Origin of the sequence: Arthrobacter silvisoli (assembly GCF_003369445.1) — a bacterium.
Lineage (GTDB): Bacteria > Actinomycetota > Actinomycetes > Actinomycetales > Micrococcaceae > Arthrobacter > Arthrobacter silvisoli.
Genome location: NZ_QRCU01000063.1, coordinates 1 through 13577, shown reverse-complemented (window position 1 = coordinate 13577; position 13577 = coordinate 1). Strand labels below are relative to the sequence as shown.

General features: G+C 66.3%; 14 protein-coding genes and 1 pseudogene. 7 read left to right on the top strand and 8 right to left on the bottom strand.

Annotated elements, in window-relative coordinates; genetic code table 11:
• Window positions 1–91: 91 nt before the first annotated feature.
• On the bottom strand, window positions 92–733 hold the full coding sequence (trhA, locus tag DWV11_RS15015) for a PAQR family membrane homeostasis protein TrhA (RefSeq protein WP_115789727.1): 642 nt from the start codon (window positions 731–733) through the stop codon (window positions 92–94).
• Window positions 734–904: 171 nt separating this feature from the next.
• Between trhA and DWV11_RS15010 the strand changes: the two genes are divergently transcribed.
• Together DWV11_RS15010 and phoH2 are read left to right on the top strand one after the other, a co-directional pair.
• Window positions 905–1666 (top strand): isoprenyl transferase, encoded by a 762-nt coding sequence (locus DWV11_RS15010; protein ID WP_115789728.1) that lies wholly within the window; start codon window positions 905–907, stop codon window positions 1664–1666.
• A 262-nt stretch (window positions 1667–1928) separates the two neighbouring features.
• Window positions 1929–3326, top strand: a complete 1398-nt coding sequence (gene phoH2 / locus DWV11_RS15005; protein ID WP_425452066.1) for an RNA 5'-3' helicase PhoH2 — start codon at window positions 1929–1931, stop codon at window positions 3324–3326.
• A 283-nt stretch (window positions 3327–3609) separates the two neighbouring features.
• Here phoH2 and DWV11_RS15000 read toward each other — a convergent pair.
• A pseudogene (locus tag DWV11_RS15000) lies at window positions 3610–4267 on the bottom strand (GNAT family N-acetyltransferase).
• A gap of 28 nt (window positions 4268–4295) precedes the next feature.
• Window positions 4296–5024: a hypothetical protein gene (locus tag DWV11_RS14995; RefSeq protein WP_115789725.1), complete on the bottom strand. Its 729-nt coding sequence runs from the start codon at window positions 5022–5024 to the stop codon at window positions 4296–4298.
• Window positions 5025–5128: 104 nt separating this feature from the next.
• On the opposite strand from DWV11_RS14995, the gene DWV11_RS14990 reads away from it, so the two are divergent.
• The 3 genes from DWV11_RS14990 to DWV11_RS14980 all read left to right on the top strand — a co-directional run bounded on the left by DWV11_RS14990 (window position 5129) and on the right by DWV11_RS14980 (window position 7288).
• On the top strand, window positions 5129–5683 hold the full coding sequence (locus DWV11_RS14990) for a prepilin peptidase (protein WP_115789724.1): 555 nt from the start codon (window positions 5129–5131) through the stop codon (window positions 5681–5683).
• Between the two features lie 70 nt (window positions 5684–5753).
• The gene (locus DWV11_RS14985; RefSeq protein ID WP_115789723.1) at window positions 5754–6224 is read left to right on the top strand and encodes an NUDIX hydrolase; all 471 of its coding nucleotides are present in this window, start codon (window positions 5754–5756) and stop codon (window positions 6222–6224) included.
• Between the two features lie 221 nt (window positions 6225–6445).
• Complete coding sequence (locus DWV11_RS14980) at window positions 6446–7288, top strand: aldo/keto reductase (protein ID WP_115789722.1); 843 nt, start codon at window positions 6446–6448, stop codon at window positions 7286–7288.
• A gap of 17 nt (window positions 7289–7305) precedes the next feature.
• Here the strand turns inward: DWV11_RS14980 and DWV11_RS14975 are convergent, their stop codons facing one another.
• The 5 genes from DWV11_RS14975 to DWV11_RS14955 all read right to left on the bottom strand — a co-directional run bounded on the left by DWV11_RS14975 (window position 7306) and on the right by DWV11_RS14955 (window position 11217).
• Window positions 7306–7509 (bottom strand): hypothetical protein, encoded by a 204-nt coding sequence (locus tag DWV11_RS14975; RefSeq protein ID WP_115789721.1) that lies wholly within the window; start codon window positions 7507–7509, stop codon window positions 7306–7308.
• A gap of 150 nt (window positions 7510–7659) precedes the next feature.
• Window positions 7660–8313 (bottom strand): TetR/AcrR family transcriptional regulator, encoded by a 654-nt coding sequence (locus tag DWV11_RS14970; protein ID WP_115789720.1) that lies wholly within the window; start codon window positions 8311–8313, stop codon window positions 7660–7662.
• A gap of 131 nt (window positions 8314–8444) precedes the next feature.
• A complete protein-coding gene (locus tag DWV11_RS14965) occupies window positions 8445–9884 on the bottom strand; it encodes a class II fumarate hydratase (RefSeq protein WP_115789719.1) in 1440 nt (479 codons plus the stop codon).
• A gap of 88 nt (window positions 9885–9972) precedes the next feature.
• Window positions 9973–10587 (bottom strand): carbonic anhydrase, encoded by a 615-nt coding sequence (locus tag DWV11_RS14960; protein ID WP_115789718.1) that lies wholly within the window; start codon window positions 10585–10587, stop codon window positions 9973–9975.
• Between the two features lie 9 nt (window positions 10588–10596).
• Window positions 10597–11217, bottom strand: coding sequence for a DUF4245 domain-containing protein (locus DWV11_RS14955; protein ID WP_425452067.1), 621 nt, complete (start codon window positions 11215–11217; stop codon window positions 10597–10599).
• Window positions 11218–11489: 272 nt separating this feature from the next.
• Here DWV11_RS14955 and glpX point away from each other — a divergent pair, with 272 nt between their 5' ends.
• Window positions 11490–12512 carry a class II fructose-bisphosphatase gene (glpX, locus tag DWV11_RS14950; RefSeq protein WP_205571807.1) on the top strand — a complete coding sequence of 341 codons (1023 nt, stop codon included), beginning with the start codon at window positions 11490–11492 and terminating at the stop codon, window positions 12510–12512.
• A gap of 479 nt (window positions 12513–12991) precedes the next feature.
• Window positions 12992–13498, top strand: a complete 507-nt coding sequence (locus DWV11_RS14945) for a hypothetical protein (protein WP_136017916.1) — start codon at window positions 12992–12994, stop codon at window positions 13496–13498.
• Window positions 13499–13577 lie beyond the last annotated feature (79 nt).

Below are 13577 nucleotides of genomic sequence, written 5' to 3'. Positions count from 1 at the left end.
TCCGGAGCCGTCCCGGCGACAATGGACGATCAGAAGGACCGGAACCCACCCCGGGCCGCAGCCCCCTCACACATATCGTCTAGCGCTGCTGTCAGCGCAACACCGCGAGCATGATCGCGGCGAAGTGCGCAGCGAACCCGAGCACGGTGAAGACGTGGAAGAGCTCGTGGAAGCCGAAGACCCCAGGCCGGAAATTGGGCGCCTTCAGGCCGTAGAAGACCGCCCCGGCAATGTAGAAAACCCCGCCCACGCAGATCAGCAGTGCTGCCGGGAAGCTCGCGGCGAAGAACTGGGGCAGGAAGAACACCGCAGCGCAACCCAGCGCCACGTAGATCGGCACGTAGAGCCAACGCGGCGCATGCGTCCACAGCACCCGGAACAGCACGCCGAAGACGGCCCCGCTCCAGATCAGCCACAGAAGCAGCACCGCCGTGGGGCGGTCCAGCAGGGACCAGGCCAGGGGCGTGTAGCTGCCGGCGATCACCAGCATGATGTTGCTGTGGTCGAGGCGCTTGAGGAGCATCCGCGGCTTTTCCCGCCAGTTGCCGCGGTGGTAGATGGCGGATACTCCGAATAGCAGGGCGCCCGTGACGGCGTAGATGGCGGAGGCGATCTTGCGGTCCACGCCCGGTGCCAGGGAGACCAGCACGATCCCTGCCGCGACGGCGAACGGGGCGGCGACGGCGTGGATCCAGCCACGCCAGAGGGGTTTGGCCAAGAGGAACTCCGACATTGTTAAAGGGTAAGCTACGATCCGGTAGGTTACCAATGAGTAACTTCCTGTGGATCCGCTTCGCGACCGCGCGTGCACATCCTTCCCGGCCCGGGGCGGTAGCCTAGGTGATGCACCTGCGGCACCCCGCCCGGGTTTGTCGTGAGCGAAGGAAGCCAGGTGAACATCCGGATGGAACTGCCCGGGATTCTCTACGGCTTCTACGAACGAAAGCTGCTGCGCGCCCTCGAAGCGGACAAAATTCCGCGCCATATCGGCGTGATGGTGGACGGCAACCGCCGCTGGGCCCGGCAGTTCAACGCCCCCACCAGCGAAGGCCACCAGGCCGGCGCCGACAAGATCCACGAATTCCTCGGCTGGTGCCAGGAACTCGGCGTCAAAGTAGTCACCCTCTACATGCTCTCCACGGACAACATGAGCCGCTCCGGGGAGGAACTGGACCTGCTCATGGGAATCATCGCCAACACGATGGACCGCTTGGACGAGGCCCCGGACATTTCCGTTCACGCCATGGGTGCCCCCGAGCTCCTGCCCGACTACCTCGCCGAACGGCTCAACAAACTCACCGCCCGGACGCCGGTGCGCGAAAAGCTGCACGTGAATGTCGCCGTCGGGTACGGCGGCCGCCGGGAGATCGTCGACGCCGTCCGCGAACTTCTGCACGACGCCGTCGCCAAGGGCCGGGACATGGCCGAGGTGGCAGACGAACTATCCGTCGACGATATCTCCCGCTTCCTCTACACCCGCGGCCAGCCGGACCCGGACCTCGTGATCCGCACCTCCGGCGAGCAGCGGCTCTCCGGCTTCCTGATGTGGCAGAGCGCCTACAGCGAGTTCTACTTCTGCGAGGCCCTGTGGCCGGCTTTCCGCAAGATCGACTTCCTGCGGGCCCTGCGCGACTACGCAGGGCGGCAGCGTCGCTTCGGCGCCTGAGCCCGTGGCATGCCATCCCGACGCCGAATGGCCGGGGTTCACATGAAGTTCACACCGCGGACACACGAATCGCCGCAGTTTGTCACCGGAAATGTAAATGCCCGGGAATACGTTAATCCCATCAGCAGGCAAAACCGCCCGCTGATCGGGGAGGCCAGTAGATGGAGCGAAACATCGCACCTTATACGTGGAGGGCCGAGCCCGGCCTTCGGCCGAGCCGCCTCACGAATAAGCCGGGCGAACGCCCGGGGCTGGAGTCGATGTGGCTATTTCTGAGCAACTGCCCGTAATCGCTTCCGACGGGGAAAGTGCAGCTACCTCTCACAGCAAGCGGAGCCCCAAAGCCAAGGCACCGCAGGCCGGCAAAGCAAACGGCCGGAGCTATGTGATTGACACCTCCGTGTTGCTCTCGGACCCGCGGGCGCTGCTGCGCTTCGCCGAGCATGAGGTCATTGTGCCGATCGTGGTCATCACCGAGCTCGAAGGCAAACGCCACGATCCCGAGCTGGGCTATTTCGCCCGCAAGGCGCTGAGGCTGCTCGACGATCTGCGCGTGCAGCACGGCGGGCTCAACACGCCCATTCCCATTGGAAACGACGGCGGCACCCTGCGCGTGGAAATGAACCACATCTCCACCGAGGTCCTGCCCGCCGGATTCCGCGGTGCAGACAACGACAGCAGGATCCTCGCCGTCGCCAAGAACCTGGCCAACGAAGGGCACAACGTCACAGTGGTGTCCAAGGACCTGCCGATGCGCGTCAAGGCCTCGGCGATGGGCCTGCTCGCCGACGAGTACCGCAACGAACTCGTGAAGGACTCCGGCTGGACCGGCATGGCCGAGGTGGAAGCCAGCGAGGAGGAAATCGGCACCCTGTACGGCCACGAACCGGTGTTCATCCCCGCGGCGGCCGAGCTTCCCGTGAACACCGGACTGGTGCTCCTCTCCAACCGTGGCTCGGCCCTCGGCCGGGTGGGCGCCGACAAGCAGGTGCGCCTCGTCAAGGGCGACCGCGACGTCTTCGGCCTGCACGGACGCTCCGCCGAACAGCGGCTCGCCATCGACATGCTCATGGATCCCTCCGTGGGCATCGTGTCCATCGGCGGGCGCGCCGGCACCGGCAAGTCCGCCCTGGCGCTCTGTGCCGGCCTCGAAGCCGTCCTGGAACGCCGCGAACACCGCAAGGTGATCGTCTTCCGCCCGCTGTACGCCGTCGGCGGGCAGGAACTGGGCTACTTGCCCGGCTCCGAGTCGGAAAAAATGAACCCGTGGGCGCAGGCCGTGTTCGACACCCTCGGCGCACTGGTCTCCCAGGAAGTCGTCGAGGAGGTGATGGACCGCGGCATGCTCGAAGTCCTGCCGCTCACCCACATCCGCGGCCGCTCCCTGCACGACGCCTTCGTGATCGTCGACGAAGCCCAGTCGCTCGAGAAGAACGTCCTGCTGACCGTCATGAGCCGCATCGGACAGAACTCCAAGATCGTCCTCACCCACGACGTCGCCCAGCGCGACAACCTGCGGGTCGGACGGCACGACGGCGTGGCCGCCGTCGTCGAAACCCTCAAGGGACACCCGCTCTTCGGCCACATCACCCTCACCCGCTCCGAACGCTCGCCGATCGCGGCGCTCGTGACGGAACTGTTGGAAGGGGCGGAGATTTAACCCAGTTGCGCTAAATCTCTTCCACGGCGCGGCATCCACCTTGGGTGCCGCGCCGTGCTTGGGTTCGCGCGGCGGCGGCATCCCGCGGTCGCTTAGACACCTCCCGCAGCTTCGCTGCGGTCGCTGGCGGCCTTCGCTGGGCTTTGCTCGGCGATGCGCTCCCTACGGGAGACCGCAGCCGCGCTTGGAGGCAGGTCGCCAAGGACCGCCGTCCCGTCTCGTGGGTCTGTCGCCTTGCGTTCTCCTGCGGAGGACCACCGGCTCGTCTTGTGCGTAGCTCGCCTTAGGCGCCCTGGTCCAGTCCCAGGAACTTTGCCCAGGGTTCGTCGCCCTCCACTTTCAGGGTCCACGCGGGGCGCTTGAAAGTGGCCGGGGTGACCCGGACGCGTTGGACTTCTTCGACCTTCTGGCCCCAATTGGTGCGGTAGATGCCATTCAGTTCGTAGCCAAGGGAGCGGGAGACGCCCAGGGATTTTTCGTTCCAGGCGGCGGCTTCGGATTCGGCAACGTCGGCTCCGAGGTGGTCGAAGGCGTAGCTGACGACGGCGGCGCGCATCTCCTTGCCGAGGCCCCGGCCCTGGGCCGACCGGGTCAGCCAGGAGCCGGTGCTGACCGTCCTCAGGACCGTGAAGTCCGTGGCGCCGAGGTCCTGGCAGCCGATGAGGCTGCCCTCGTGCCAGATGCCCAGCAGCAGGGTCCATTTTTCGGGCGTCGTGGTGGAGCGGCAGGTCCAGTGCCAGCGGGCGAGGTTGGGGGCCGAGTGCCTCTTCCGGCACTTCCGTCCACGGGTTGCTGAAGGGGCTGCGGCCGGGTTCGTGGATTCCGCTCCGGGCCGCATCGAACATGGCCGGGAGGTCCTCGTCCCGCACCGGCTTCAACTGCAGCCTCGGCGTGGTGAGGGTAAGTCCGAAGGCCGGCCAGATGTCCGTGAGGGTGGTCATCGGCCCAGCGTAACCTGCACGAGGTACCCTAGCCGCTCTGCGCTCCGGGTTCCCAGCTGATGTGCTGGCGGACGTCGCTCAGGTTCATGGATTCGGCCAGGAACAGGTCGTCCAGCATGTACTCGTCCACGCCGAGGATCCGGATCCAATGACCGCTCCCGGCGTGGCCGCCGTCGAGCGCTTCGCTCGCCACGCACACGCCCGTCCCGGAGTCGATCCGCAGGCGGGTCCGCCCCGGCAGGCACAACGGGAAACCGGCGTCCGCGGGCGAGTAATTCGGTCCCGGCACCACCACGCATTCCAAAGCAGGGCGGCCCTCGTGGTCCACCTCCCGCACCGGGCCAAGCGCAACAGGATTGCTTTCCGGGAACTCAATGGGCACCGGGGCGTTGCCGGCGAGCTCCACCGGATCGAGTGCCGCTGCCAGGCGGCCGTTCCCGAAGGACGGCTCGCCGTACGCGGCTTCCGGCCGGCGGCGCACCAGCCCGGCGCCGTCGTACACGGGAGTCACCAGGTGCGCAGGCAGCAGCCAGGAACTGCGGCTGGAGCGGACGTAGAAGCTGTCCCGTGAGTCGTTGATGCCCGTGGTGCTGTGGAGCAGCACGCCGTCCGCGCTCTCGAGCCGCAGGGCCCCCGGCCTGCGCAGCCACGCCTTGATCGGGCCGCTTCCGTCTCCCGGAAGGTCACGGTACTCGAAGCGGAGGCTGGTCCACTTCCACGGCGAAGACCGGCAGAGATTGCGGAATGTGGAGGACATGTCAGGGGTTTCTCCGCCCCCGGAATCTGCACTGTAGCGCCCCATATCCACATAATACGGCCCGGTCCGAGCGGCTCCGCGGGCAAAACGGATAGCATCCGAGAGTGATCCGACGACTCAGTGAACTGTGGAGCGCCAGCCCGCTCGCTTTCTGGCTGGTCCTGGCCGCGTGCCTCTACTTCGCTGTCATGGCGGTCCGGCTCACCATCATCGACGTCCGCCACCACCTGCTGCCCAACCGGATCGTGTTCCCGTCCTACGGGGTCGCCGGGGTGCTGCTCGCCGGGGCGGCGCTCGCTGTTGCCGCGTCCGGCGCGCTGCAGGACGTGCCCGACGCCGGCGCCCGGCTCTTCGGGGTGCCCGTCCTGGGGATCGTGGCCGGGGGAGCCGTGCTGTGGCTCTTCTATTTCGTCCTGCGGCTGATTCACCCGCCCGGCATGGGGTTCGGGGACGTCAAGCTGGCGGGAGTGCTGGGCATCTACCTGGGCTACCTCGGGTGGACGCACATCTTTGCCGGGACGTTCCTCGCGTTCCTTTTCGGCGGCTTGTGGAGCCTGGTTGTCCTGGCCACACGGAGGGGAACCCTCAGCTCCGCGATTCCTTTCGGGCCGTTCATGCTTGCGGGCGCTGCCGCGGCCATGGCGGTGCTGCCCGCCTGAACCTGCGCGCCTGCCTGCCGGTGCTGCCTGCCTGGAGCCGTCCGCCAGCTCCGGGCCGTAGGCTGGTCCCATGCCGGCACCCGACTACGTCCTGAAACTGCGCGAAAAAATCGGCCACGATCCGCTGTGGCTTCCCGGCGTGCGCGGGGTGGTTTTCAACGACGCGGGTGAGATCCTGCTCGGGCAGCGGGCAGACAACGGACGGTGGGCGCTCATCACCGGCATCCTGGAACCGGGGGAGGAACCAGCCGGAGGACTCGTGCGGGAAATCGAGGAAGAAACCGGGGTAGTCGTGGAGGTGGAGCGCTTACTGAACGTCGGTGTCCATGGGCCGATCACGTTTCCGAACGGGGACGTGTGCACTTTCCTCACCGTCGAGTTCCGCTGCCGCTACGTTTGCGGTGAGGCGCGGGTCAACGATGACGAGTCCCTCGCCGTGGGCTGGTTCGGCCTGGATGAACTGCCCGACGTCGGCCCCAGCCATCTCGAGTGCATCCGGCGGGCGGCGTCCCGGGATTCTCCGGTTGGGTTTGTGAGTTAGCCGCTGGTTTGGGTCTTCTGTGGCGGGTCGCATGAGTATTTCTTCCGTGGAACGACCAGCCCGTCCCACTCCCGCCCCCGCGACGAGGGCTGCGTCCTCGGTGACCAAGGAGTCGGTGAACCAGCCATCGGCGGTTCGCCGCTCAGGGGCGCCGGCACAGCGGTTCCCTGCACTGGAGGTCGCACTACGATGGGTGAACCTGACAATTGGAGGTCCCGCCGATGAGAACCGTCACCTTCCCTGACGGCCGCACCGCCGCGGCCCTTGGCCAGGGAACCTGGTACCTGGGTGATTCCAGGGCTACCCGGGCCGAAGAAATCCGGGCCCTGCGCACGGGGCTCGATCTCGGCATGACGCTGGTGGACACCGCGGAAATGTACGGCAACGGCGCGGCGGAAGAGTTGGTCGGCGAGGCAATCGCGGGCCGCCGGGACGAAGTGTTCCTGGTCAGCAAGGTGCTCCCGTCCAATGCCAGCCGTACCGGAGTGGTGGAGGCGTGCCGCCGCAGCCTCCGCCGGCTGCGGACCGACAGCTTGGACCTCTATCTGCTCCACTGGGCCGGACCGCACCCGCTGGAAGAGACCATCGCCGGATTCGAACAGTTGCTCCAATCGGGCGAAATCGGCGGCTGGGGAGTGAGTAACTTCGACGAGGACGAGCTCGGTGGCTTGCCAGCCGGCCACGCGCCGGGAATGGCCCGCGGACCGCAGACCAACCAGATTCTGTACAACCTGACCCGCCGGGGTCCGGAGTTTGATCTCCTGCCGTCCTCCCATGACACCGGGATGCCCGTGATGGCCTATTCACCCATCGAACAAGGCCGGCTTGCAGGACATCCAGTGCTTGAAAGCATCGCAGCCCGGCACGGGGCCAACACCGTGCAGATCGCACTGGCATGGGTCCTTCGCGTGGACCATGTCATCGCCATTCCCAAGGCTGGCAGCTCCGCGCACGTCCGCGAGAACCGCACGGCTTTGGATATCGTCCTGAGCCCGGAGGACCTGGCCGAGCTGGACGCCGCCTTCGCGCCGCCACGATCATGGCAGCCGTTGGAGATGCTCTAGCCGCCCGGGCGCGGCCGTCAGGAGCCAGTCCGGGCCGCGCGCACGGCGCGGTAAGCCGCGAAGCATGCGGCGGCGCCGCAGATCACTGCGCCGGCGATCATCAATCCGTTGCCCGCTGCGGTGAACACCATGGACACCGCGAGCAAGGCGAACAGTACTGCGCCCAGGCCCCAGCGGACGACGGGGCTGGTGCTGACGGAATCCTCGGGTTCAACGCTCACCGGACAAGCCTAGCTTGAGCAGCGAAAGCCGGGCCGCCCGCACAGGGCACCCCGGCTTTCCGGGCAGGGCAACAGGAAGGCTACCGCCGGCCGGCGAGTTCGGCGTCGCCGGGGCAGCACCCGCGGTTCGGCCACCCTGCTTCATCGCACTCAGGAATGGTCCTCGGGGGTGCCGAGGGGCTGGACGAACAGGGCGCGCGCTGCCAAGATCGCTTCCTGCAGAAGCTCGCGGTATGGGCGGATGTTCTCTTCGGAGAAGAACCGTTCGTTGGTCTTCTTGCAGACAGCGCTGAAAACGGTGACCGCGATGACGATTCCGGGATCGTCTGCGGCCAGGCCTTCCCGGCCGGCGACGAGTTCGGCGAATTGGCGCTCGCGGACCTCGCCCTCTGTGGTCAAGCGGCCCAGCAGTTGTGGTTCCGCCGAAATGGCGGCAATGAGCTGGCGGACTTCCGCCGGGCTGACCGTGGAGCGCTCCACGACGGTGACTGTGAATTTGAACAGTGCGGCCAGGAGCGAGCCGGAAATGGTTCCGTTCCCGGGTTCCGGGTTTTCGGTGAAGGCCTCCAGCGCATCCTGGGGCAGTTCGTCCGAGAAGGTGCCGATGACGGCGTCTTCCTTGGAATGGAAGTAATTGAAGAAGGTGCGCCGGGAGATGCCGGCCTGCTCGCAGACTTCCTCCACGGTGTACCCGTTGAGGCCGCGGGCGGCGGTCAGGGAACGCGCGACGGCGGTGATCGCCTGCCGGGTGGCGATCCGCTTTCGTTCGCGGAGGCCGACGTCGTTACTTTCACTATTGTCCACAGAGTAAAAGATAGCGGTGTGTCGACTGTCACCTGCGATGGGAAAGCCGGTGCCCGGAAACGCCGACGGCGGCCGGCGCCTTCCGTGCGGAGGACGCCGGCCGCCGTCGTGCTGGTTGAAGCTGCGGGGACCTAGGCCTTGTGGGCCGGGGAGGTCATGGTGGTGACGTCCAGGGCCTTGTCGAGGTCGGCCTCGGAGACCTTGCCTTCCCCCTCGCCGACGAAGCCGAGCTTCTCGGTGGCCTGGCGGATGGTCAGGCCCTCCTTGACGGCGGCCTTGGCGATCTTGGCAGCGTTCTCGTACCCGATGTACTTGTTCAGCGGGGTGACGATGGACGGGGAAGCCTCGGCCAGGAAGCGGGCGCGCTCAACGTTGGCGGTGATGCCGTCGATCATCTTGTCGGCCATGACACGGCTGGTGTTGGCGAGCAGGCGGATGGACTCGAGCAGGTTGGCGGCCATCACCGGGATGCCGACGTTCAGTTCGAAGGCGCCGTTGGTGCCGGACCAGGCGATGGCGGTGTCGTTGCCGATCACCTGGGCGCAGACCATGATGGAGGCTTCGCAGATGACGGGGTTGACCTTGCCCGGCATGATCGAGGAACCCGGCTGCAGGTCCGGGATGGCGATTTCGCCCAGGCCCGTGTTGGGGCCGGAACCCATCCAGCGGAGGTCGTTGTTGATCTTCATGAAGGAGATCGCGATGTTGCGCAGCTGGCTGGAGCCTTCGATCAGGCCGTCGCGGTTGGCCTGGGCCTCGAAGTGGTCGCGGGCTTCGGTCAGCGGCAGGCCGGTGTCGGCGGAGAGCAGTTCGATGACGCGCTCCGGGAAACCCGCCGGAGTATTGATGCCGGTGCCGACGGCGGTGCCGCCGAGCGGGACTTCGGCCACGCGGGGGAGCGCGGCGTTGATGCGCTCGATACCGTAGCGCACCTGTGCTGCGTAGCCGCCGAACTCCTGGCCCAGGGTGACCGGGGTGGCGTCCATGAGGTGCGTGCGGCCGGACTTGACGATGTCCTTGAACTCGACGGCCTTGCGCTCGAGGGAAGCAGCCAGGTATTCGAGGGCCGGGATGAGGTCGTTGATGAACGCCGAGGTGGCCGCGACGTGCACCGAGGTGGGGAAGACGTCGTTGGAGGACTGCGAGGCATTCACGTGGTCGTTCGGGTGGACAACCTTGTCGCTGCCCTTGGCGGCCAGTGCGCGGGTGGCGAGCTCCGCGATCACTTCGTTGGTGTTCATGTTCGAGGACGTGCCCGAACCGGTCTGGAAGACGTCGATCGGGAAGTCGCCGTCGTACTTCCCGGCGGCAACCTCGTCGGCGGCGGCGGCGATAGCCTCGGCGAGCTCATCGTCGAGCACCCCCAGTTCGGCATTGGCCAGTGCGGCAGCCTTCTTCACCCGGGCCAGTGCCTCGATGTGGGCACGCTCGAGGGTCTTGCCGGAGATCGGGAAGTTCTCCACCGCGCGCTGCGTCTGGGCACGGTACAGAGCGTTCACGGGGACGCGCACTTCACCCATGGTGTCGTGCTCGATGCGGAACTCAGCGTTCGTTTCTTGAGTGGAAGTCATGGGGCTAGCTTATTGCGGGCAGCCGCCCCAGCCGAAACCCGGACGGAAGGCTACGGCGGCCCCCCCGGAGGGCCGCCGTCGAACGCTCTTAGAGCTGGCCGATTCCGGAAACCAGCGCCGCGCGGCCCTCATCCAGCTTGTAGGAGAGGCCGATGACGGCGGCGCGGCCTTCCTCGATTGCGTCCGAGATCACACGCGAGCTGTCGGCCAGGCGCGCAGCAGTCTGCTTGACGTGCTCCACCACCATGTCGTTGACCTCGTGCTGCTCGTTGCGGATGGAGGTCAGCACAGAAGGGGTGATGCGTTCGACGAGATCCCGGATGAAGCCGGGCGGCATCTCGCCGGTTTCCACGGCTGCCTTGGTGGCGTTCACGGCGCCACAGCTGTCGTGGCCGAGGATCACGATGAGCGGGACGTGGAGCTGGGAGATGCTGTATTCGAGCGAGCCGAGCACGGCGTCGTCGATCACCTGGCCGGCGGTGCGCACCACGAAGGCGTCGCCGAGCCCAAGGTCGAAGATGATTTCTGCGGCGAGGCGGGAATCGGAGCAGCCGAAGATCACGGCGAAAGGATGCTGGTCCTCCACCAGGGAGGCACGGCGGGACGCATCCTGGTTGGGGTGCTGGGATTCCCCCGAGACGAAGCGTTCGTTTCCTTCGCGCAGACGGCGCCAGGCAAGTGCAGGAGTCAGGTAGGTAGCCACGCCGCTACTTTACGGGGTGGCGGACGGGGCGGGTGAAACTGTGTCGGCGGACTTTACGACGGCGGCGGCCAGGGTGGACATCTCGTCGAGACTTGCCGGCCCGCTCAGGATGATCGTGGTGCCTTTGTATTCCAAGACCATGCTGCGGTTGCCCTTACCGGCGTCGCGCAACTCCCAGTCCCGGCCGCCGGCGTTCCGCTTTCCGGTCACCGGGGCGTTTTTCGTCTGCTGCAGCAGCCAGGTGGGGTTGGCTTTGCTGGTCTGGACCAAGCCGATGAACGACTCCTTGGGGGTCAGGAAGCCGATTTCCCAGGTGGGGACGCCGCTGCCGCTGCCGGATTCCCAGCGGGCGTAGTTCGGACGAAATGTGTCGCCCGCATCAGGGGCCACCGGTGTGAATCCCGCCACATCCCTGGCGTTCGCGGCGATCGCTGCGACGTTGATGTCGGGACGGTAGCCATCGCTCTTCGGCGTCGGATTCATGAGCACGATCGGCAGGAACGCCAGGACGCAGACCAGGAGCGCAATCACCATGCCGATCACCGAGGCGTTGGCCCGCTTGGCCGCCTTTGCCGCGATAACCGGCTTGACGGCGGGCTGGTCCGGGACCTGGGTGGCCGTTGCCTTCACGTCGGGTACAGACTCGGCAACAGGGGTGTCTTGCTTCTCGCTCACCCTTCAATAGTCCCTTATCCGTGCGCCGAATACACATCCGGGGGCATGGGGCAAGGCCCGTTCCGTGGCGTGGACACCGCATGGCCGCTCCGGGGCCGCCAGACTATGATCGTTGCGAGGGGAAACAACGAAGTCGCCACGCGGCTGCTCGGATCCCATGAGTTTCGTCCCATGAGTTCGGTCCATGAATCGTCATCGAAGAAGAGGTTCACGTGTCTTCAGCAGCAATGTCCCAGCAGTATTCCACGATTTCCCCGGCCCTTGCCGTCGGGAGCGATGAGCCGGACCGCAACCTCGCACTGGAACTCGTCAGGGTCACCGAAGCCGCCGCCATCGCCGGTGGCCACTGGGTGGGCTTCGGCGACAAGAACAAGGCCGACGGCGCCGCCGTGGATGCCATGCGTTCCTTCCTTCACTCCGTCCACTTCAATGGCGTCGTGGTCATCGGTGAAGGCGAAAAGGACGAAGCCCCGATGCTGTTCAACGGTGAGCGCGTGGGCGACGGCACGGGGCCGGAGTGCGACGTCGCCGTCGACCCCATCGACGGAACCCGCCTGACCGCACTCGGCATCAACAACGCCCTTGCCGTGCTGGCCGTCGCCGAGCGCGGCTCCATGTTCGACCCCTCCGCCGTGTTCTACATGGAGAAGCTGGTCACCGGACCCGAAGCGGCCGACATGGTCGACCTGCGCCTGCCGGTCAAGCAGAACCTGCACCTCATCGCCAAGGCCAAGGGCGTGAAGGTCAACCAGCTCAACGTCATGATCCTGGACCGCGACCGCCACCGCCCGCTGGTCGAGGAAATCCGCGAGGCCGGCGCGCGCACCAAGTTCATCATGGACGGCGACGTCGCCGGTGCCATCGCCGCCGCCCGTGCCGGAACCGGCGTTGACGCCCTCATGGGCATCGGCGGCACCCCGGAAGGCATCGTCGCCGCCTGTGCGATCAAGTCCCTCGGCGGTGTGATCCAGGGCCGCCTGTGGCCGACCAGCGATGAAGAGAAGCAGAAGGCTATCGACGCCGGTCACGACCTCGAGCGGGTGCTGTCCACCAATGACCTCGTCACCAGCGACAACTGCTACTTCGCCGCCACCGGCATCACCGACGGCGACCTGCTCCGCGGCGTCCGTTACCAGAAGGACCGCGTAGTCACCCAGTCGATCGTGATGCGCTCCAAGTCCGGCACCGTCCGCTTCGTCGATGCCGAGCACCACGCCAGCAAGTGGGAAGGTTACGCCCGCAAGAGCTAAGGCTCCCCGCTCTTCCTTGAGCGCGAACTGGCAGCAGATGCCCTTTGAATCCAGGTTCACGGGCATCTGCTGCCAGTCCGTTTAAGGGCCCCAATCTGCGCTGTGGATAACCCGTCGCGTGCTCGCGGCGGAGGCGACAATTGAGCATGTCCAGGACGCCGATGCCAGCAAACCTGCCCAACGGGTCATTCCCTGCGTCAATAGCGGGGAAGCTTGGATTGAGCCAGAAGCAGCTGCGCCGGGACGGAATAGTTACTGTCTCCCGCGGCTTACGCCTGCCTTTGCACAGCACAGGAACGGTCGCGGAAAACCTGCACGGGTACACGGAACTTGATCCGGAATGCTGCCTCTGCCAGGCATCCGCAGCCCGTCTGCATGGAATCGCGTTGCCTGCGCATCTTGAAGAGGACTGGCGGATCCACTTGGCACGACAAAGCACCGGTTGGAAGCCGCGACGCCGGAAGGTGGTCGGCCACCAAGTGGACTTCAGGCCGGGTGAAGTCATCTTCCTCGACGGCGTCCGTGTCACCTCGCCTGCCCGTACCTGGCTTGATCTCGCTCAACTCATGGGCGTGGACGAAATCATCGCGGCCGGTGACTCGGTTGTTTGCAGCCACGGCGACGACCACCCCGTACCGCGTGTCCCGTTGGGCACCATCGAAGAACTGAAGGCGGCCGTCGCAGCCCATCCCGGGATGCGCGGAGTGCGGAAAGCACGCCTTGCCCTGGACCTCGTCCGGGTGGGGGCCGACTCCCGACAGGAAACCAGGATGCGGCTGGCGCTCTTGGATGCAGGGCTGCCGGAACCGGTGCTGAACTACGGCATCTTCAACGGGTGGGGCATGGCCGCGGTCTGGCCGGACGCTGCCTATGTCCGCGAGAAGATCGCACTGCAATACGACGGCGGCCACCACGGGGAAGTGCACCAGTACCACCGGGACATCAGGCGCCAGGCACTTACCGAGCGGCTCGGGTGGCGGGACTAGCTGTACTGCCCAGGCAGGTTGGTTAAGCGGCTGATAGGCGGGTGGCCTCCGATTGCGGTGTGGGGCCTGTGGTGATTGT

Bases quoted from the DNA above. Each gene is read 5' to 3' on its own strand.
- DWV11_RS14965 (WP_115789719.1), bottom strand. From the start codon at position 9,884: ATGACTTCCACTCAAGAAACGAACGCTGAGTTCCGCATCGAGCACGAC.
- DWV11_RS15010 (WP_115789728.1), top strand. From the start codon at position 905: ATGGAACTGCCCGGGATTCTCTACGGCTTCTACGAACGAAAGCTGCTG.
- glpX (WP_205571807.1), top strand. From the start codon at position 11,490: ATGTCCCAGCAGTATTCCACGATTTCCCCGGCCCTTGCCGTCGGGAGC.
- DWV11_RS14985 (WP_115789723.1), top strand. From the start codon at position 5,754: ATGCCGGCACCCGACTACGTCCTGAAACTGCGCGAAAAAATCGGCCAC.
- trhA (WP_115789727.1), bottom strand. From the start codon at position 733: ATGTCGGAGTTCCTCTTGGCCAAACCCCTCTGGCGTGGCTGGATCCAC.
- DWV11_RS14980 (WP_115789722.1), top strand. From the start codon at position 6,446: ATGAGAACCGTCACCTTCCCTGACGGCCGCACCGCCGCGGCCCTTGGC.
- DWV11_RS14995 (WP_115789725.1), bottom strand. From the start codon at position 5,024: ATGTCCTCCACATTCCGCAATCTCTGCCGGTCTTCGCCGTGGAAGTGG.